Source organism: Bifidobacterium apri (genome assembly GCF_009299485.1).
GTDB lineage: Bacteria > Actinomycetota > Actinomycetes > Actinomycetales > Bifidobacteriaceae > Bifidobacterium > Bifidobacterium apri.
The window spans coordinates 68,924-88,843 of sequence record NZ_WBSO01000002.1 but is presented as its reverse complement, the minus strand read 5'-3'; the positions used below and the strand labels follow the sequence as shown (position 1 = coordinate 88,843).

Annotated in this window: 14 protein-coding genes, 1 tRNA gene and 1 pseudogene; 14 read left to right on the top strand and 2 right to left on the bottom strand. The window is 60.2% G+C overall.

Annotated features, from left to right (window positions below; all coding sequences use genetic code 11):
- Positions 1-31: 31 nt before the first annotated feature.
- Positions 32-1,378 (top strand): NAD-dependent succinate-semialdehyde dehydrogenase, encoded by a 1,347-nt coding sequence (locus DSM100238_RS01790; protein ID WP_240812285.1) that lies wholly within the window; start codon positions 32-34, stop codon positions 1,376-1,378.
- A gap of 644 nt (positions 1,379-2,022) precedes the next feature.
- Here DSM100238_RS01790 and DSM100238_RS01785 read toward each other — a convergent pair.
- A complete protein-coding gene (locus DSM100238_RS01785) occupies positions 2,023-2,562 on the bottom strand; it encodes an Lrp/AsnC family transcriptional regulator (RefSeq protein ID WP_240812284.1) in 540 nt (179 codons plus the stop codon).
- A gap of 257 nt (positions 2,563-2,819) precedes the next feature.
- Here DSM100238_RS01785 and DSM100238_RS01780 point away from each other — a divergent pair, with 257 nt between their 5' ends.
- The 7 genes from DSM100238_RS01780 to DSM100238_RS01750 all read left to right on the top strand — a co-directional run bounded on the left by DSM100238_RS01780 (position 2,820) and on the right by DSM100238_RS01750 (position 12,115).
- A complete protein-coding gene (locus DSM100238_RS01780) occupies positions 2,820-3,998 on the top strand; it encodes an ABC transporter ATP-binding protein (RefSeq protein WP_240812283.1) in 1,179 nt (392 codons plus the stop codon).
- A complete protein-coding gene (locus DSM100238_RS01775) occupies positions 3,995-4,996 on the top strand; it encodes an ABC transporter permease (protein WP_152355039.1) in 1,002 nt (333 codons plus the stop codon). The genes DSM100238_RS01780 and DSM100238_RS01775 overlap by 4 nt, the downstream gene beginning before the upstream one ends.
- 20 nt (positions 4,997-5,016) lie before the next feature.
- Positions 5,017-6,042 (top strand): ABC transporter permease, encoded by a 1,026-nt coding sequence (locus DSM100238_RS01770; protein WP_240812282.1) that lies wholly within the window; start codon positions 5,017-5,019, stop codon positions 6,040-6,042.
- A gap of 171 nt (positions 6,043-6,213) precedes the next feature.
- A complete protein-coding gene (locus DSM100238_RS01765; protein ID WP_167510980.1) occupies positions 6,214-7,299 on the top strand; it encodes an ABC transporter substrate-binding protein in 1,086 nt (361 codons plus the stop codon).
- A gap of 783 nt (positions 7,300-8,082) precedes the next feature.
- Positions 8,083-9,459: an aspartate aminotransferase family protein gene (locus DSM100238_RS01760; protein ID WP_152355037.1), complete on the top strand. Its 1,377-nt coding sequence runs from the start codon at positions 8,083-8,085 to the stop codon at positions 9,457-9,459.
- A gap of 546 nt (positions 9,460-10,005) precedes the next feature.
- Positions 10,006-10,081: transfer RNA gene (locus DSM100238_RS01755), tRNA-His, on the top strand.
- An 831-nt stretch (positions 10,082-10,912) separates the two neighbouring features.
- Positions 10,913-12,115, top strand: coding sequence for a hypothetical protein (locus DSM100238_RS01750; RefSeq protein ID WP_152355036.1), 1,203 nt, complete (start codon positions 10,913-10,915; stop codon positions 12,113-12,115).
- Between the two features lie 260 nt (positions 12,116-12,375).
- Here the strand turns inward: DSM100238_RS01750 and istA are convergent.
- A pseudogene (istA, locus tag DSM100238_RS09505) lies at positions 12,376-13,161 on the bottom strand (IS21 family transposase); the annotation flags it as partial.
- A gap of 910 nt (positions 13,162-14,071) precedes the next feature.
- On the opposite strand from istA, the gene rpsL reads away from it, so the two are divergent.
- The 6 genes from rpsL to nusB all read left to right on the top strand — a co-directional run bounded on the left by rpsL (position 14,072) and on the right by nusB (position 19,869).
- A complete protein-coding gene (rpsL, locus tag DSM100238_RS01740; RefSeq protein ID WP_004269067.1) occupies positions 14,072-14,443 on the top strand; it encodes a 30S ribosomal protein S12 in 372 nt (123 codons plus the stop codon).
- Positions 14,444-14,448: 5 nt separating this feature from the next.
- A complete protein-coding gene (rpsG, locus tag DSM100238_RS01735; protein ID WP_015450699.1) occupies positions 14,449-14,919 on the top strand; it encodes a 30S ribosomal protein S7 in 471 nt (156 codons plus the stop codon).
- A gap of 33 nt (positions 14,920-14,952) precedes the next feature.
- Positions 14,953-17,082, top strand: a complete 2,130-nt coding sequence (fusA, locus tag DSM100238_RS01730) for an elongation factor G (protein WP_152355035.1) — start codon at positions 14,953-14,955, stop codon at positions 17,080-17,082.
- Positions 17,083-17,252: 170 nt separating this feature from the next.
- The gene (gene tuf, locus DSM100238_RS01725) at positions 17,253-18,452 is read left to right on the top strand and encodes an elongation factor Tu (protein WP_152355034.1); all 1,200 of its coding nucleotides are present in this window, start codon (positions 17,253-17,255) and stop codon (positions 18,450-18,452) included.
- 203 nt (positions 18,453-18,655) lie between these two features.
- Positions 18,656-19,219 (top strand): elongation factor P, encoded by a 564-nt coding sequence (gene efp, locus DSM100238_RS01720; protein WP_015450694.1) that lies wholly within the window; start codon positions 18,656-18,658, stop codon positions 19,217-19,219.
- Between the two features lie 20 nt (positions 19,220-19,239).
- Positions 19,240-19,869 (top strand): transcription antitermination factor NusB, encoded by a 630-nt coding sequence (gene nusB / locus DSM100238_RS01715; protein WP_152355033.1) that lies wholly within the window; start codon positions 19,240-19,242, stop codon positions 19,867-19,869.
- The last annotated feature ends 51 nt before the right edge of the window (positions 19,870-19,920 follow it).

Sequence of the window (19,920 nt, the reverse complement as noted above, 5' to 3'; positions counted from 1 at the left end):
TATTGCGTGAGTTATGACGACGAAAGGCGACATGATGAGCAGATATGCAGTGACCAATCCGGCGACCGGGCAGGTCGAGGAAAGTTTTGAAACCTTCACCGACGAGCAGGTCGCCGCGGCGGTGGATGCCGCCGACGAAGCCTATCGCACGTGGGGAAGGACCACGACTATCGAGCAGCGTGCGGCGTTGATGCGCAAGGCGGTGGCGGCGTACCGCGACCAGCAGCAGGAGCTCGCCACCATCATCAACCATGAGATGGGCAAATTGATGGATGAGGCGCTTGTCGAAGTCGAATTCTCGGCGGAGATCCTCGAATACTATGCCGATCATGCCGCCGAATTCCTTGCCGACGAGCCGATTGACCGCGCTGCGGCGGGCACGGCGTTCATCCGGCATCTGCCGATCGGCCCGCTGGTCGGCGTCATGCCGTGGAACTACCCGTATTATCAGGTCGCCCGGTTCGCCGGCCCGAATCTGATGCTTGGCAACACCATCATGCTCAAGCACGCGTCCCTGTGCCCCAAGTCGTCGGCTGCGATGGAGCGGATTTTCCTCGAGGCGGGCTTCCCGAAGGGCGCGTTCGTCAACATGTACGCCACCAACGAGCAGATCGCCAAGGTCATCGCCGATCCGCGCGTCCGCGGTGTGTCCCTGACCGGCTCCGAACGTGCCGGCAAGGCGATCGCCCAAGAGGCCGGTGCCGCGTTGAAGAAGGTCGTGTGTGAGTTGGGCGGCAATGACGCGTTCATTGTCATGAGCACTGACGATTTGGATGCGGCGGTTGAGGCCGGCGCGAACGCCCGGTATGAGAACAGCGGTCAGATCTGCAACGGCGCCAAACGATTCATCATTATCGATTCGCTGTACGACGAGTTCTTGAAGCGGTTCATCGCGGTGTCCAAGGAACGCAAACTCGCGCCCCTGTGCTCTGCGTCAGCCGCCGACGGCCTGGCAGCCCAAGTGCAAGCCGCGATCGATGACGGGGCGACGGTGGTGTTGGGCGGCGCCGAACATGACGGGGCCTTCTACCCGGCGACCATTCTGACCGATATTCCCGAAGGCTCGGCCGCACGCCATACGGAATTCTTCGGCCCGGTCGCCCAGTTCTACCGCGTGTCGAGCGAGGATGAGGCCATTGCGGTCGCCAACGACTCGCCGTATGGTCTCGGCTCCTACGTGTTCACCACCGATAGTGAGCAGGGGCTGCGGTTTGCGGACCGTCTGGAATCCGGCATGACCTATATCAACGAATCCGGCGCAGATTCGGCGGAACTGCCGTTCGGCGGCGTGAAGAACTCCGGGTTCGGCCGCGAAATGGGCCCGCTCGGCATCCGCGAGTTCGCGAACTACAAGCTGATTACGGAAGCCGCGCGCTGAGCCGGACGCAGTTCGATAAATCAGCATGATGGCCGGTCGCCGTACCACTGGCGGCCGGCCGCTTGCGTGCTGGCGCGTTTGCGTATCAGCGGTCTGGTTCGCTGTCATGCCTATCGGCGTCGGCAAACGCCATTGTTCCCACGGTTCCGGGGTATTCCGCCCATCGGTTTCCGACCGCTTCGTCACAATGGAATCGGCGGGCAATATCCGGCAATATTCCACGATATGATTGTGTGTCTCATATGCTGGACGCTGAGGCGTGCGGCTCTTCTCGGTGTCTGTCGGATGCGTGGATAACTCCGAGTCCCCGAGGCCCAGGCTGCGCATGAATCGGCGGAAATGCGGGCAACGTCGTCAAGTTGTGCCGATTGGGGCGTCTTCGGGCATGTTCTGCGCGGGTATGGATACGCGAACCCCGAGAAAGGCCGATATCGCGCGGTTCCTGCGCTGTGCGCCCGGGGCGCGCCGACGCGTGTCGCCGGTTCGACCTCCAGCAGTCGTTCCTGCGCTGTGCGCCCGGGGCACATTCCGCTTCCTGCGCGTGGACGTGAGCGTCCCCGTGATCGCGCCCACGCGCTTGTGTGCTTCTGTGCGTCCCGCCCGCTCGTCGTGTGCAATCGCCGCGCGGTGTACCGGCTGCGTGATTACCGTACGCCGTAGTCGTAGCGCTGCTCGATGAGCCGCAGATACGTGAACACTTCAGTATGATCGACGCCCGGAATCCGGCGGATGCGCATCACCAGGTCGAGCAGATCATCGTCATCGGCGGTGAAGACTTCCAGCAGCATATCGAAACGCCCGGCGGCCGCCACAATGTAATCGATGCCGTCGGTTTCGCGCAGCCGGTCGGCGATGGCATCCAAATCTCCGCTTGTGTTGACGCCGATCAAGGCTTGCCTGCGATACCCCAGTTGGATCGGGTCGGTGACGGCCACAATCTGGATGATCCCTGCTTCGACCAGTCGCTGGACACGGCCGCGTACTGCCGCTTCTGACAGGCCGACGACTTTGCCGATCGCCCCGTATGGCTTGCGTCCGTTCTTCTGCAACTCGCGGATGATCGCCTTGTTGGTGTCGTCAAGCAGCGACGGTGTCCTGCGCTGCTCGGCGCCGGCGACGTCACCGCTCGATGGTTCGGATACTCCCGCGGCAAACGGCTCGCGTATGTCATGTTGAACTCTCATGCGACCATCACAGCAGGTCATTGTTCACGATGCGAGACCGTGGGGAAAATTTCGCGTTACGCCGCTTTTTTAGTCGCAATATTGCGTTTACGCAACTGAAATCATCGGCACCTTTGATGAATCACAACGAAAACGGCAGAGGCACGGCATGCATGCTATCGAACTCGAAGTTCTCGCAAGTCACGCATGAACGTGACGCGTCCCGCGGGATTACGACGCAGGACGACCGGACGAATGACCAAGGAGGAGCGATGACCATGACTCAATCACCTGTCAAGGATGCGGCCCCGTCATCATCTGCGGCCCAATCGCATCGGCCGGATGATACCGGCGTCCGCATCGGCCGCAACAAGGGCGTGGAACTGAGAGAAAGCGGCCTGACCATCAACCGTGCCCGCAAGACCTTCCGATCCGCGGAAGGCAACCTGGTACACGCCATCGACGACGTGAGCCTCAATATCGAAGCCGGCGAGTTCTTCGTGCTGCTCGGTCCCTCCGGCTGCGGCAAAACAACGCTGCTGCGCTCCATCGGCGGACTGGAAACACTGGATGCCGGGGAGATCTATCTGGGCGACCAGCGCATCGACGAGATGCCGCCGTACGAACGCCCGGTCAACACCGTATTCCAAAGTTACGCGCTTTTCCCCAATATGACGGTGGAGCAGAATATCGCATTCGGCTTGGAGATGGAAAAGAAGCCGAAAGATTATATCAAACGCAAGACGCAGGAGATGCTTGACTTGGTGCATCTCAGCGACATCGGCAAGCGGTTGCCCAGCCAGTTGTCCGGCGGTCAGCAGCAGCGCGTCGCGCTTGCCCGGTCGCTTGCGAAAAGTCCGAAAGTCCTGCTGCTCGATGAATCACTCTCCGCTCTTGATTTCAAGCTGCGCCGCCAGATGCAGGTCGAGTTGAAGCGTCTGCAGCGCGAAACCGGCATCATGTTCATTTTCGTCACGCACGACCAAGAAGAAGCATTGTCGATGGCCGACCATATCGCCGTGTTCTCCAAGGGCAAGCCTGAGCAGGTCGGCACTCCGGAAGAAATCTACGACAAGCCCGCTAACCGTTTCGTCGCCGACTTCATCGGCGATATCAACTTCCTTGACGCTGCTGTGCATGACGCCGGATCGGTCGAGGTCGAAGGCAAGATCCTCCCGGTGGCGCAAGACTTGAGCAAGTACGGCAAGGGGGCGGCGGTGAGCGCCGCGGTCCGGCCTGAACGCATCACGCTTGGCGCGGCGGACGAAGGCGGCTTGCAGGCGAGCGTGGAAACCGTCACCTATATGGGTTCTGACATTCGCTGCCATGTCCGCCTCGCCGACGGCACGCCTGTGCAGATTCGGGTCAACCCGCCGTTTGACGCCGCATTGCTTACGGTCGGCGCCACCGTGAGCGTGACCGTCAGCCCCGACCATATGAGGGTGGTGGAACGATGAGTGAGCAGTCTTCCACCTTGGACGGTCAGAAGCCTCCCATCGGCGAGGCGCAGCGCGGCGAGGTTGCACGTCCGCATCGTCGTCGCACGCTGTTTTCCGCATCCGGCGGCATCAAGCCGGGTATGCTGTCGCACTGGTATGCGATTCCCGCCATCATCGTCGGTCTGCTGTTCACGCTCGGCCCGATTTGTGTGATTGTCGCGTTCTCCTTCATGAGCCAGCCGGACGTCGGCGGCGGCGTCGTCTACAAGTTCTCCACGAACGCCTACAAGAAACTGCTGTTCACCACAGACTTCCTGGGACGCACCTCCTTCGATCCGCGGTATCTCAAGGTGTTCGGCACATCGCTGTGGCAGGCGCTCGTCACCACGTTCATCTGCATTGTCTTGTCCTTCTTCATCGCCTTGTGGATGTCGCTGCGCAAGCCCTCGACCCAGCGGCTGCTGGTCCTGCTGATCAACATCCCGTTCTGGACGAATCTCATCGTCCGCACCTACGCATGGATGCTGATCCTCAACGAGAACGGACCGATCAACGGGTTCCTCAAATTCATTGGCGCGGGCAGCAAACAGTTGCTGTATACGTCCGGCGCGTCGTTGATCGGCTTGATTTTCACGTTCCTGCCGTTCGCAATCATGCCGATGTATTCGGCGCTGTCCGGATTCGATTTTCGTCTGGTCGAAGCGGCATACGATCTGGGCGCCCGCAAACTCACCGTGATGCGACGGATCATCCTGCGCGCCGCGAAGCCGGGCGTCACCTCGGCAGTCGCACTATGCTTCATCCCGGCCTTCGGATCGTACGTACAACCCGTTCTCTTGGGCGGCGGCCGTGTCCTCATGGTCGGCAATCTGATCGCATCTCAGTTTTCTGAAGCGCGCAACTGGCCGTTCGGCGCGGCATTGTCCACGGTGATTCTGCTGATTACGCTGCTATGCGGCGTGGCGGCGAGCATCGGCGGCGGCAAAGCGGCCAGGGATGCCGGCATGGCGGTATGAGACAGAACGAGGTGAGTGCAATGAGTGACAACAACAAGCTCAACAAGCGTCCCGATTCCGAGGCGAATGCCGCGCTGAACGCAGGTGTCGCCGAGAATGGCGAAACAGTGCCGGTGCTTCATATGGAGTACGGCACGGCGGCGGAATTCGGCGCCATCGTGGAACGCAACATCGACGAACGTGGCGAGCACGCGTCTGCGCAGATGCCGCAATGGCTGGAGGACAAGCAGCCTGACCGGGCGCTGAGTACACGGCGTTCCGGACGCAACCGGCTGAAAACCTTCCCGGGGGTCGCGTTCATCAGCGTGCTCGTCATCCTGTTCCTGTACCTGCCGATGCTGATGGTGGTGATCTTCTCGTTCAACGGCGGCCGCCAAGCCTTGTTGTGGAAAGGATTCTCCTTCTCCTGGTATGGGACGGTATTCCATGATCCGGCTATCATCTCGGCGACTCTGACATCGCTTGAGGTCGCCGTCATCGCGATGGTGCTGTCCACGGTCATCGGCGTGCTGTTCATTCTTGCCGCCGGCCAGATGTCGCGGGCGGGTTCGGCGCTCGCCGGATGGCTGATCAATGCGTCGCTGATCATTCCGGAAGTCGTGCTTGGCGTCGCGACCATGGGGTTCATTCGAATGATCGGTCTCAAGCCCGGCATGCTCCCGTTGATTCTGGCTCACACCACCTTCTGCATCCCGTTTGTCGTCATGCCGTTGCGTGCGAGGCTGCAAACCATTGACACTTCGTGTTTCGAGGCTGCAGTGGATCTCGGCGCGTCGCCGATCACCACAGTCCGTCGCGTCACTTTGCCGCTGTTGGCGCCGGCCATTGTCTCCGGTGCGCTGATGGCGTTCGTGATTTCGATGGATGATTTCATGATTTCGAACTTCCTCACCTCAGCCGGAACGACGACATTGCCGATTTACATCTTCTCCCTGATTCGCAAGGGGGTGAATCCGAGCATCAACGTTGTCGCCACGCTGCTGCTTCTGCTCGCCGTCATCGTGACCGTCATCTCCTCGGTCCTGACCAACCGCAAGGACGACTGACCGACACTCGCACGTACGTCGGCGCATGTGCCGTCATATCGAAGAAAGGAGCCGATGATGAACACGTCACCAGCCTTTACACCATCTGTTGCCTCCGTTTCGTCACGCTCACGCCAATCCGTCCGAAGCGGGCGCGCGCGGTGCGTCGCCATGCTTCGCCGCACGGCTTGCATGGTTCTTGCTGCGGCAAGCCTGCTTGCCACCGCCGCCTGCTCAGGGGGTATCTCGGATTCCGCGCGTACGACTGATGTCATCGCCAACGGTGCGTACCACGAGGCGCATGGCGGACAGCTGCATATCTACACGTGGGCCGGATACATGCCGGATGAGGTGATCAAGAAATTCGAACAAGACACGGGGATCTCGCTTACCGTTGACACGTTTGAAAGCAACGAGGCGCTTGAGGCCAAGCTGCAGTCGACCGGCGGATCGGGCTATGACATCGTCATGCCGAGCGACTACATGGTCTACCAACTGATCAAAGAGCATATGCTCGTCAAGTTCGATGTGTCCAAACTGCCCAACGGCAAGAATATTTCGAAGGAATTCTCCAGCCCGTATTACGATCCCAAACTTGAGTATTCAGCGCCCTACGTGGTGGGATACACGGGATTCATGGTCAATACCGCGAAAATCCCGAAGTCGGCGATTCCCACCAGTTGGAAAGAGTTCTTTGCGTTGTCGTCGAAATACGGCAAATCGCAGCTGCTGAACGATTCCATCGAAGTGACGAACGCCGCGTTGCGCGCGGTCGGTTCCGATCAGTGCACCACGAATGCGCACGCCTATCAGCATGCGAACGACCTGTTGCAGTCCTACCGGTCGAAGGTCGGGGTCGTCAGTTCCGAAGGCGTGGCGGATCGCCTGGCTTCCGGCGAACAGGTGGTCGGCATGATCTGGAGCTATGACGCGTATCAGGCGCAGCAGTCGAACAAGGATCTCGAGTTCATCTACCCGTCCGACGGCACCACCCAGTTCGTGGACAATATGGCGATTGCGGCAGGCGCGCAGAATATCGATCAGGCCAAGACCTTCATCAACTACATGTTGGATCCGAAAAACAAGGAGGCGATTGACGAGTCCGCCGGCGCGGGGTCTGTGCTCAAGGGCGGCAATGCGTTGCTGCCGAGCGAGATGCGGTCGTCCAACACGATTGTGCCGAGCGCGGAAGAGCTCAAACATGCGGTGACGGAGCAAGCCTGCTCGAATGCCATCAACGACAATTACACGCAGCTGTTTGAGAATTTCAAGCAGTGAGCGTGCGGCCGGGCGGTTTGCCTGGGTGTGATTGCGCGTGACACGCTGGTGTGTGTGGTGCGCGTGGTGCACGTGGCGTAAGACGGCGGGTCATCTGGGGAACGTCTCCGGATGACCCGCCGTTGCGCGTTGGGGCGTATCCGCATCCTCATCCCCGAGGCCAGTCTGAGCGACGGCCCGTCGTTGCGTGTTGGGGCGTATCGGTTTGCGCAGAGGCTGCGCGTCGGTGGTGTGGTGGGGGATCGTGTCGGGGGATCGTGTCGGGGGCGCGAGCGTCACGTTGGTTGGTGTAGCGATTCGCCGATTGGCAGTCTCTGCGTACTGGTTTGTGAGGATTGGCTCACAAAGTGGGTGGTTTGTGGTTGGGTTTGCCAGGCTTCCGGGGGTGTGGTGCTGGGTTTGTGAGGATTGGCTCACAAAGTGGGTGGTTTGGCTGTTGGTATTGCCGGATTTTCTGGGTGTGCGGTGCTGGGTTTGTGAGGATTGGCTCACAAAGTGCGTGGCTGGTGGTCGGATTTGCCGGATTTCCCGGGTGTGGGGTTGGGGTTTGTGAGGATTGGCTCACACGGTGTGCCGGCAACGCAATCACCTCCGCAACCATGAGCACCCCATCGAAAGCGAACATCCATGTTGACTGATTGTTACGAGCGGAAAAACAGTCCCGAAATCAGAAATCACAACGAAATAATGCTGGTTTTACCTAAGAATGTACGAAATTCGTAGTCAAGATGATGGAACGCGACGAAAAACGCATCATCGGTCTACCGCAGGAAAGGATTGAGCATGACTGCCAGCATCAGTGAAGCCAGAATCAAGGAACTCACCGCCAAGGAAGGTGAGAAACTCAACGCCAAACTCGGCAAGTCCCGTGAGATGTACAACGAGGCACGCAAACACCTGTGCAATGGTGTCGCATCCTCCTATCAGCTGCGTGACCCGTGGCCGATCTACGTCGATTACGGCAGCGGTTCCAAGCTGTGGGATGTGGATGGCAACGAATACTACGATTTCCACAACGGCTACGGCGCCATGGTGCAAGGCCACGGCAACCCTGAGATCGGCAAAGCCATCGCCGAACGCTTCCCGAAGGGCACGCATTTCGCGCTCCCTGACGAGGATGATTTCGTCGTCGCCGATGAGCTGACCCAGCGTTTCGGCCTGCCGAAGTGGCGTTTCACCAACTCCGGTTCCGAAGCCACCATGGATGCGATCCGTATCGCCCGCGCATACACGCACCGCGATCATATCATGAAGATTTTCGGCTCCTACCATGGTCATCATGACGCGGTGATGATCTCCATCGTCGGTGATTACGAGAATATCGGTGACAAGAACCACTTGAAGAAGATCCCGTACGGCGCCGGTATCCCGAAGTCCCTGATTCCGCTGACCGTGCCAGTCCCGTTCAATGACGCCGACGCGCTTGAAGCCCGCATCCGTGAAATGGAAACCGATGACGAGGCTCCCGCCTGCCTCATTATGGAAGCCTGCCTGATGAACATGTCCATCGTGCCGCCGGAGCCGGGCTACCTGGAGAAGGTGCGCGAAATCACCAAGCGCCACGGTATCGTGCTGATCTTCGATGAGGTCAAGACGGGCTTGACCATCGGACCTGGCGGCGCCACCAAGCTGTTCGGCGTGACCCCGGATATGGTCACCATGGCCAAGGCGATCTCCGGTGGTCTGCCGATGGGCGCCATCGGCGGCACGGATGAAGTGATGAGCGTTGTCGAATCCGGCGAAGTCTATCAGGTCGGCACGTACTCCGGCAATCCGCTGTGCGTGGCCGCCGCCCGCGCCAACCTTGAGAAAGTGCTCACTCCTGAAGCCTACAAGTTGTTCGATCATCTCAACAACCGACTGATGGAAGGCTGCACCGAGGTCATCAAGAAGTATGATTTCCCGGGCTACTCCATCGGTTTCGGAGCCAAGGGCTGCGTCACCTTCTCCCCGCACAAGATCGTGGATTATGTGACCTTCAAGCAAGGCCAGCGCACCGACCTCAACCAGCTGTGCTGGCTGTACGCAGCCAACCGCGGTGTGTTCATGACTCCGGGGCGCGAGGAGGAATGGACGCTGTCCGTGGCTCACGACGATGCTGCGTGCGATGCGTACATCAACGCCTTCGCTGAGATGGCGCACGACGTGACCGCTGAGTGAGTCTGCTGATACCTCCCCATAGCCGGGCTCTTATCCACTGCACTCCTCTTGCCCGGCTTGGGATGTCATTCGCGACCGTGGTCGGACGGCATTGCATATGCGGTGCTGTTTGGCCACGGTCGTTCCACTGTTTTGCGGTCTGCTGCGTTGTTTCGTGTTGTTTCGTGTTGGCATAGCTGTGGTTCCGCAAGCTGTTTCACCGATGGTGGTGAACACGAATGTCGGATGTCAGGATTTACGGTGACGGGGGAGCGTTTGTCGATACGCGAAGTGCCGGAAGTTCCTGGTCTATGAAGCGTTTCTGGGGCGGCGGGTAAACGGCTGGTACACGGCGGGGCTATGGTAAGCGCCCGTCGCGGGAATCAAACGATATCGGCCGCGGGTTGCTGATGGCGGCGACGTGGTTCCGGCCGCGTGGATCACATGCTCTCGAGGATTTCTGGGGCTGCGGATAAAAACGACGCGCCGGGAAGCATACGTCCCGAACATCGTGTATAGTCTTTCACTGTTGTGCGAAACGAGGTTTCCTCGGTTCGACACCACATGGTGGATATAGCTCAGCCGGTAGAGCATCTGATTGTGGTTCAGAAGGTCGCGCGTTCGAGCCGCGTTATCCACCCCATTACCCCGGGTTCGCCCGGGGTTTTGTTTTTTCGTGCCGGTGCCGTTGGAGCTATCGGCCAACATGTGTGGCCGACAACGGCGTGAATCCGGTCTCGCGAACCATGTCCGACCTTCTGCCGACGCTCGGAGCCACCTCAGCGTCGGCAGAAACGGGGTGCAGGTCAGAATGTGTGTCCGGAAGTGTTTGGCGGTTGAGGGCGATGTTGCAGTTGGCCGTGCGCAGGGATCGGAGGCTGCAGTTAGTGGCGCGCCCGGCATTCCGGGCGTCAGCCGGCGTTTCGTTTCCGCGCAGGACGGGGAAATCCGGTATAATCCCAAGTGAAGGCCGGAGTTGGATTCAGTCGAGCAGTCGGCAGAATCCAATGAAGCACTTGGCTGGAGCAATAAGCCGGTGCAACGCCTTCGCGATAATTGAATACAGGTAAGAGTAATGGTCATGTGCGGCACAGGAAGTACGGCAATAGTAGGCCGGGCCGCTGAAGCCAGCTGGCGTAACGGGCGCTTGAAGCGCCGGATATGTTGTGTTGGTCAATGGCACAAGGTTTAGGTTGCCGCGCAAGGTGGCGCGGCGTTGAACATGATGATTACCTCCTTCCATTCGGGTGGCCCCGGCGGTGTTGATTGATTCCGCCGGGGCCACCCTCGTTTGGGGATTGGGGGAGAGCGATGCGTGCCGGAGCGGGATACCGGTTTCCGCACGCCGCTTGTGGGTATCGGATTGAGTGGGCGACACGGGTTATGGGGTATGGGACATCATGCGTGTCAGACGGGTGTGCGCGGGGGAGGGGTGTCAGTTGTGTCAATCGGAGAAACATGCAACAATGAAGAAATGAGTGATATGGAGAGCTATTACAATCTTGGTGCCTCTGTTCCTGCTTCTTCGGTCCCTGGCTCCTCCGAATGGGGCGGCCAGTGGAATGATGAGGAGCTGGCAGCTGCCATCAAGCTGGACGAGCGCATTGCTCAGTTGAACATGGGATCGGGTGGCGTGTATGGCAGAGTTCTCCATGAGAATCTCAGATATGCCAAGGGCATCGTCGTGGATTCCAACGCGCTGCGCTGCGAGATTCCCCATGGCGTGGACAGCAGCACTGACGACTGGGAGTGGCTTCATTACTTCCTTGTGGCCTTCACGGACGTGCGCGGCCGGCAGGTGCGTGTGTGGTCCGGCGACGTGACGTATTCCGCACGTGACCTTGCGCTTGGCAGCAGTGTCGTGGTGGAGTATGCGGACAGAGACAGCGCCGACGACGTCCGCATCCGCCGGATTTTTACCTATCGGGATTTCAACGTGTCCATGCCTGGTACCGTGCCGGGCGTGCCGGGCGGCAGTCGTCTGCATCACGTGTCGGGAGCCGACGATTATCAGGACCCGCGTTCCTTCGGCAGCCTGTGGCGTCATGCCGAATGGCGCGAACGCTATGCGACGAGCGGAATGGATGGCTACAGGGCATTCGGCGCCTCGTCGCAGCCGCAGGATGCGAATGACGGGAAGGTGGCACGGGAATCGACCCATAATGCCCGTGCGCTTAGGGCGATCATGGGGGTATCCGCTCTCGCATTCATGTTGACGCTCGGCGGGGCCAGATTCCAGCCGATACCGCAAACGCAAGAGCTTATCCCCTGGATGAAGCTGACGATTCCGAGTTCATGGCCGTTCGTGGCATTCTTCCTCATGGTGTTTCTTGCAAGCTCGATCATGTATGTTCTGCGCTACGGCCATGCACAGAACACGATGCGTGGCGTGGGCAAGCCCCGTCTGCATCAGGACGAATTCGCACAAGTCCTTGACATTGTGATCGTTCCATTGTTTTCGAAGGATGCGTATTGTGGATGCGGTTACCTGGCCAAGCTCAGGACGCAGTCTGGTGACATCGTGTGGGCGATGGGCGACCCCGAGGAGCGTGAGTCGTATCTGCCCCAGGGCTCCAGGCCGCCGATCGTCGTGGGCGGCAATGCGACACTGGTGCGCACATTGGGCAAACGCACATACGTCCACAGCGCGACGACGCAGAGCACGGTGCTACCCTGAATGGCATGACGCTTCCTGTTTTCATGCTTCGTGACGCTTTTCCCGCGCCGGCGAGGTGCCGGTTCGAGTCGACCGGCACGATCCCGGTGCGGTCTGCCTTCACCGAACGCCACTCGACCGGGTCGAACGCGGCGGACGGCAGCGGGAGCATATGCTTCTTCTCCGATTCGAACAGGCCGGCGACGGGCACGCCGAGCCGGTAATGGTCGGCCTGCGCGAGCCGTTCGCACGCGTCGAACCACGCGCGTCGCCGACGCTTGGTAACCCTCCGCCGACGGGACCGGCACCATCAAGTTACGGCGCACGAACCCGACCGCGTTCTCCACGCTGCCCTTCTCGTTGCCCGAGTACGGGTTGCAGAACCTCGCCTCGAACCCGTACTGCGCGCAGAACCGCTGGAACATCACGGTCTGCGTGACCGTGCCGTCCGCGTTGCGGTGCCCCACGCCCGTGGCGTTGCCCGGACACCGCCACGCGCGGTGCCATCCCGACACGCGCGAACACCTCGCCCAGCCCGTGGCACACACCCCGACGTCCCGCCCGGCAACGTCGCGACATACCGCATGTCCGGATACGGGTACGAGACCACCATGGAACGCGCCACACGCTCCATGCCCGCGATCGACGCGCGCGCCTGGCCGGAAACCAGCCTGCGCGGTCCCCGGCGCCCACGCGAGCCGCGCATACCCCTCCGACTCCGCGCGATGCCGTTCCCGCCACCGCTTGACCCGACTCCGCGCCGACGGATGCGAACCCTCGAACCCGTGGCTCGCGCAACCGCTGCCACACCCGCATGGCGGTATGCCGCTGCTTGCGCGGGAGCCCGGGATCGGCGGCCGACCATCCCTCGACGATTTCGGCGTACCCCGAATCGACCGGCGTCCGGCCAGCCCTGCCGGCAGGACGAGGGGAGAAATCCTCCCCCGAGGCGTACCTCCGCCACCGTCGTCCGGGACACATGCAGCCCGCGTGCGATCCGCGCGTGAGCCTGTGCCCTGTCCCTCCAACTGCCTGATACGCTGTCGCACAGGCATCGATGTCGTCAATCCCTTCCTCCCGGGAACCTCGAAAACGGTTACCGGCACCCGGGAATCTATCAGGAAACCGGACGGCATCGATGCCCTATTCCGCAACCGACCACACCGTCCAAAATGAACGCCACGACTGTCCGGAAATAGTGACGAAACCGTCCACATCTGAGCGAACACAAACATTCCTTCGGATGGGTCGTGTCCCTATCAGCGGTCGGGGGGCGCCCCGCGTGCGGCGGCAACACCCCGGATCATGGACGACAGGGCGATCCGGCCATACCACACTCGGCGATCGGGCTCCGCGGCGCGGGACCCACTAACCAATGTAATGGGGGTTGGACTGAGTGGGGCGTTTGCTGTTCGGTGTGTTGCGTATGTCTGGGTATGCATGATGTGGTGTTACGGCTCTTGGATTGGGCGAGACGCCTGCCGTTCGGCGCGCAACGTATGTCGCGGCATACATGAATGCGGGCATGGGCGTGTACGGAAGTCAGGCGCGGCGTTTCCCGCTTCTGCGGTGCGCGGTGGCCGCTTGGGGTCAGATTCTGCATGACTCTGCTGCCGTCTTATGTCGGAGCGGTCATGGCATATGGGTGGTGCCGTTTCCTCGATATTCCCGTCGGCGCTCGCATACCGAGTATTCCCTGGACTTGCGCTCAGGGAGGGCGTGCGGATAGGCGTGTCGGGCAAGAGAGGATGATATAGTAGGAATTCGTGTGTGCCAGCGGCATGCCTTATGTAACAGGTATGGGCGTTGGGATATCCCGGAATCTGTCAGATTGCGCACGGTAACGTGGCGGCAGGAGGAGGACGGGCCATCGGGCCGGTGGACTGTGGCTGTTTCTTGTCTCCGATTGCGGATTCATGGGGCTGCAGGGCGGCGGCTTCACCTGAACAGAAATATCAATGAATCGGAGAACTGAAGTTGCCTACGATTGAACAACTTGTCCGCAAGGGACGTAAGGCCAAGCCGAAGAAGTCCAAGACTTTGGCCCTGAAGGGAAGCCCGCTGCGCCGCGGCGTGTGCACCCGTGTGTATACCACCACCCCGAAGAAGCCGAATTCGGCTCTGCGTAAGGTCGCTCGTGTGCGTCTGAGCTCGGGCATCGAAGTCACCGCTTACATCCCCGGTGAAGGCCACAACCTGCAGGAGCACTCCATCGTGCTCGTGCGCGGCGGCCGTGTGAAGGATCTGCCGGGCGTGCGTTACCACATCGTGCGTGGCGCACTTGATACCCAGGGCGTCAAGGACCGCAAGCAGGGTCGTTCCCTGTACGGAGCAAAGAAGGCGAAGTAAGAGATATGTCACGTAAAGGACCCGCTAAGAAGCATCAGGTGCTGCCCGATCCGATCTACGGTTCGACCGTTGTGGCGCAGCTCATCAACAAGATCCTGCTCGACGGCAAGAAGTCGATCGCTGAGGACATCGTGTATTCCGCTCTTGATATGGTCAAGGAGAAGACTGATCAGGAGCCGGTGGCCGTGCTCAAGCGTGCTCTCGACAACATCCGTCCGAGCCTCGAGGTTCGTTCCCGCCGTGTCGGCGGTGCGACCTACCAGGTCCCGGTCGAGGTGAAGCCCGCTCGCGCGAACACGCTGTCGCTGCGCTGGCTGACCGACTTCTCCCGCGCTCGTCGCGAGAAGACCATGGCCGAGCGCCTCGCCAACGAAATTCTCGACGCGTCCAACGGTCTCGGTGCTTCAGTGAAGCGTCGCGAGGACACCCACAAGATGGCGGAGGCCAACAAGGCGTTCGCTCATTACCGCTGGTAATTGACTGAAGAGAACAAGAGCTAAGGAACACTTATGGCACTGGACGTGCTTTCCGACCTGCATAAGGTCCGCAACATCGGCATCATGGCTCACATCGATGCCGGTAAGACAACCACCACCGAACGCATCCTGTACTACACCGGCAAGAACTACAAGATCGGTGAGACGCATGATGGCGCTTCGACGATGGACTTCATGGCTCAGGAGCAGGAGCGCGGTATCACCATTCAGTCCGCTGCAACCACCTGCTTCTGGCATCGCCAGACCCACGACGTGAACGATGAGTTCCAGATCAACATCATCGACACCCCTGGCCACGTGGACTTCACCGCTGAGGTGGAGCGCTCGCTGCGCGTGCTCGATGGCGCCATCGCCGTCTTCGACGGCAAGGAAGGCGTTGAGCCGCAGTCCGAAACCGTGTGGCGTCAGGCTGACAAGTATTCGGTTCCGCGTATCTGCTTCATCAACAAGATGGATAAGCTCGGCGCCGACTTCTACTACTCCGTGCAGACCATCAAGGACAAGCTGGGCGTCAAGCCGCTCGTCATTCAGCTGCCGATCGGCGCTGAGAACGACTTCGCCGGCGTCGTCGACCTGGTCCGTATGAAGGCTTACGTCTGGAACGACGTCAAGGACGATCTCGGTGCGCACTACGACACCGTCGACATTCCGGATGATCTCAAGGACAAGGCCGAACAGTATCGCGCCGAACTGCTCGACGCGTGCGCTGAGACCGATGAGGATCTGCTCGAGAAGTACCTCGAATCCGGCGAAATGTCCGAGGATGAGATCCGTACCGCGATTCGCAAGCTCACCATCGCCCGCGAGGCCTTCCCGGTGACCTGCGGTTCCGCGTTCAAGGACAAGGGCGTGCAGCCGATGCTCGATGCAGTCGTCGACTACCTGCCGAGCCCTGAGGACATCCCGGCCATCAGGGGCTTCAAGCCTGGCGACGAATCCGTCGAAATCGACCGCAAGCCGACTATGGACGATCCGTTCTCCGCGCTGGTCTTCAAGATTTCGACCCACCCGTTCTACGGCAAGCTCGTGTTCGTGCGTGTCTACTCCGGCTCCGTCAAGCCCGGCGACACCGTCCTCGACTCCACCAAGGACAAGAAGGAACGCGTCGGCAAGATCTTCCAGATGCACGCCGACAAGGAGAACCCGGTCGACGCCGCAGAAGCTGGCAACATCTACACATTCGTCGGTCTGAAGAATGTGACGACCGGCGATACGCTGTGCGATGAGAAGAACCCGATCTCCCTGACCTCCATGACCTTCCCCGACCCGGTGATCGAGGTCGCCGTGGAGCCGAAGACCAAGGCCGATCAGGAGAAGATGAGCATCGCTCTGGCGAAGCTGTCCGACGAGGATCCGACCTTCCGCGTCAAGACCGACGAAGAGTCCGGCCAGACGCTGATTTCCGGCATGGGCGAGCTTCAGCTCGACATCATCGTCGACCGTATGCGTCGCGAGTTCAAGGTTGAGGCGAATGTTGGCAAGCCGCAGGTCGCGTACCGCGAGACCATCCGCAAGGCCGTCATGAACCAGGAGTACACCCACAAGAAGCAGACTGGTGGTTCCGGCCAGTTCGCTAAGGTGCTCATGAACTTCGAGCCGATCGATCCGGCTTCCGGCAAGACCTACGAGTTCGTCAACGAGGTCACCGGCGGCCACATCACCAAGGAGTTCATCCCGGCAATCGACGCTGGCGTCCAGGAAGCCATGCAGTCCGGCGTGCTCGCCGGATTCCCGGTGGTCGGCGTCAAGGCGACCGTCACCGATGGCCAGACCCACGATGTCGATTCCTCGGAAATGGCGTTCAAGATCGCCGGCTCCATGTGCTTCAAGGAAGCCGCTCCGAAGGCCAAGCCGGTCATCCTCGAGCCGATTATGGCCGTCGAAGTCCGTACGCCGGAAGAGTACATGGGCGACGTCATGGGCGACCTGAACTCCCGTCGTGGCTCCATCCAGTCCATGACCGACGCCACCGGCGTGAAGGTCATCGACGCGAAGGTTCCGCTGAGCGAGATGTTCGGCTACATCGGCGATCTGCGTTCCAAGACGCAGGGTCGCGCCATGTTCACCATGCAGATGGATTCGTACGCAGAGGTCCCGAAGGCCGTCTCCGACGAGATCATCAAGGCCCAGCGCGGCGAGTGACACACTGTGCCGCATCGGACTTGCCCTGTCCCCAGTCAGCGCTAGAATAGACAAGCGTTGACTGGGTTCGGGCTCTGATGTGGCACACAACCCAGAAACCCAGTAATATGTAGCGAGTGCCTTGTGCGAAGATCGCACGAGCAAACTACGAGACGTCCAGGAGGACACACATGGCAAAGGAAAAGTACGAGCGTACTAAGCCGCACGTTAACATCGGCACCATCGGCCACGTCGATCACGGCAAGACGACCCTGACCGCCGCTATTTCCAAGGTGCTGCACGAGGAGTTCCCGGATCTCAACCCGGAGTATGACTTCGACCAGATCGACGCCGCTCCTGAAGAGAAGCAGCGTGGTATCACCATCAACATCGCCCACATCGAGTACCAGACCGCGAAGCGTCACTACGCTCACGTGGACTGCCCTGGCCACGCCGACTTCGTGAAGAACATGATCACCGGCGCTGCTCAGATGGATGGCGCCATCCTCGTTGTGGCTGCCACCGATGGCCCGATGGCTCAGACTCGCGAGCACGTGCTGCTCGCTCGTCAGGTCGGCGTGCCGCGCATCCTGGTCGCTCTGAACAAGTGCGATATGGTTGACGACGAAGAGCTGATCGACCTCGTCGAAGAAGAGGTCCGCGACCTCCTCGACGAGAACGGCTTCGACCGTGACTGCCCGGTCATCCGTACCTCCGCGTACGGCGCCCTGCACGACGACGCTCCGGATCACGAGAAGTGGGTCCAGACCGTCAAGGATCTTATGGATGCCGTCGACGAGTACATCCCGACCCCGGTCCACGATCTCGACAAGCCGTTCCTGATGCCGATCGAAGATGTCTTCACCATCTCCGGCCGTGGCACCGTGGTGACCGGTCGTGTTGAGCGTGGTAAGCTCCCGGTGAACTCCAACGTGGAGATCGTCGGTCTGCGCGACACCCAGTCCACCACCGTCACCTCCATCGAGACCTTCCACAAGCAGATGGACGAGGCCGAGGCTGGCGACAACACCGGTCTGCTGCTCCGCGGCATCAACCGTGACCAGGTCGAGCGTGGCCAGGTCGTGGCTGCTCCGGGCACCGTGACCCCGCACCACAAGTTCGAAGGCGAAGTCTACGTCCTGACCAAGGACGAAGGCGGCCGTCATTCGCCGTTCTTCTCGAACTACCGTCCGCAGTTCTACTTCCGCACCACCGACGTCACCGGCGTGATCACTCTGCCGGAAGGCGTTGAGATGGTCCAGCCTGGCGATCACGCGACCTTCACGGTCGAGCTGATCCAGCCGGTCGCCATGGAAGAGGGCCTCACCTTCGCAGTCCGCGAAGGCGGCCACACCGTTGGCTCCGGTCGTGTGACCAAGGTCATCGAGTAGTCTGCGTGTCGTAGATTTTACGAACCAGCAGAACTGCTGAGTGGAAACGCCCCTGAGGTTCGCCTCGGGGGCGTTTTTGTATGCACAATCACACCATGATCATGATGGAACCGCCCTCGTCATGCAGTGGTCAACTCGTTGTGCCATAATAGGCAAGGCATTTTTTGTTTTGCCTCTAGTAACTGAAGAATAGGTGAATACACGTGGCACAAACTACCAATGACATCAAGAACGGCTCTGTTCTGAATCTCGACGGCCAGCTGTGGCAGGTCATTAAGTTCCAGCACGTCAAGCCGGGCAAGGGACCCGCTTTCGTGCGCACCACCATCAAGAACGTCCTGTCGGGCAAGATCGTTGACAAGACCTTCAACGCCGGCATGAAGATGGAATTCGAGACCGTAGACAACCGCACCCTCCAGTATTCATATGAGGACGGCGACAATTACGTGTTCATGGATATGACCACGTACGATCAGATCATGATCCCGAAGGAACTCATCGGAGAGCAGAGCAAGTATCTGCTTGAAGGCACCGACTGCATCGTCAGCTTCCACGACGGCACCCCGCTGAGCGTCGAACTGCCGGCATCCGTCATCCTGACCATCACGCATACCGAGCCTGGCCTGCAGGGCAACCGCTCCAATGCCGGCACCAAGCCCGCAACCGTCGAAACCGGCGCAGAGATCCAGGTTCCGCTGTTCATCAACGAAGGCGAGAAAGTCAAGGTCGATACGCGCGACGGTTCCTACCTCGGCCGTGAGAACTGAGAGCGAGGATTTGAGGCTTCATGGCACGTTCCACCGCCCGTAAGAGGGCTCTGAACACGTTGTACGAAGCGGACGAGAAGGGACAGGATATCCTGTCCCTTCTTGCTGAGCGCATCGCCAACCCCGGTACGCAGACACCGCTTCCCGACTATGCGATCGACATCGTCCGCGGCGTCGCCGAACATCGCGGCGAGATTGACCACCTGCTTGACGAACATTCCACAGGTTGGAAAGTCAAGCGTATGGCTGTGGTCGATAGGAACGTCCTACGTATCGCCACGTGGGAGATCCTGTACAACGATGAAGTGCCGGACAAGGTCGCCATCGACGAGGCGATCAGCCTCGCCAAGACATTAAGCGACGAAGGTTCGACATCCTTCATCCACGGATTGCTCAGCGCCATATGCGGCGTGAAAGAGGAGCATCTTGCTCATCAGGCTCAGTTGGAGCAGCAGCATGAGCAATCCTCGTCACAGCATGACGGCGAGGCTCCCGAGTCAGACGCCTCACCAGATATCGAGCCGCCCACGCCTGTCCAGACGTCTGATGACGAACCAGCCGATTCGGTTCCTGCCGATACAGGGCAACAACCCGGCGGATCGGATGAATCGCATCAGGACTCGCCGCAAGACCAGCACACGACCAACTGACACCGGGTATCGGCCGGCGTGAGAGTCCCAGCCGGCCGGTATCCTTGGTAC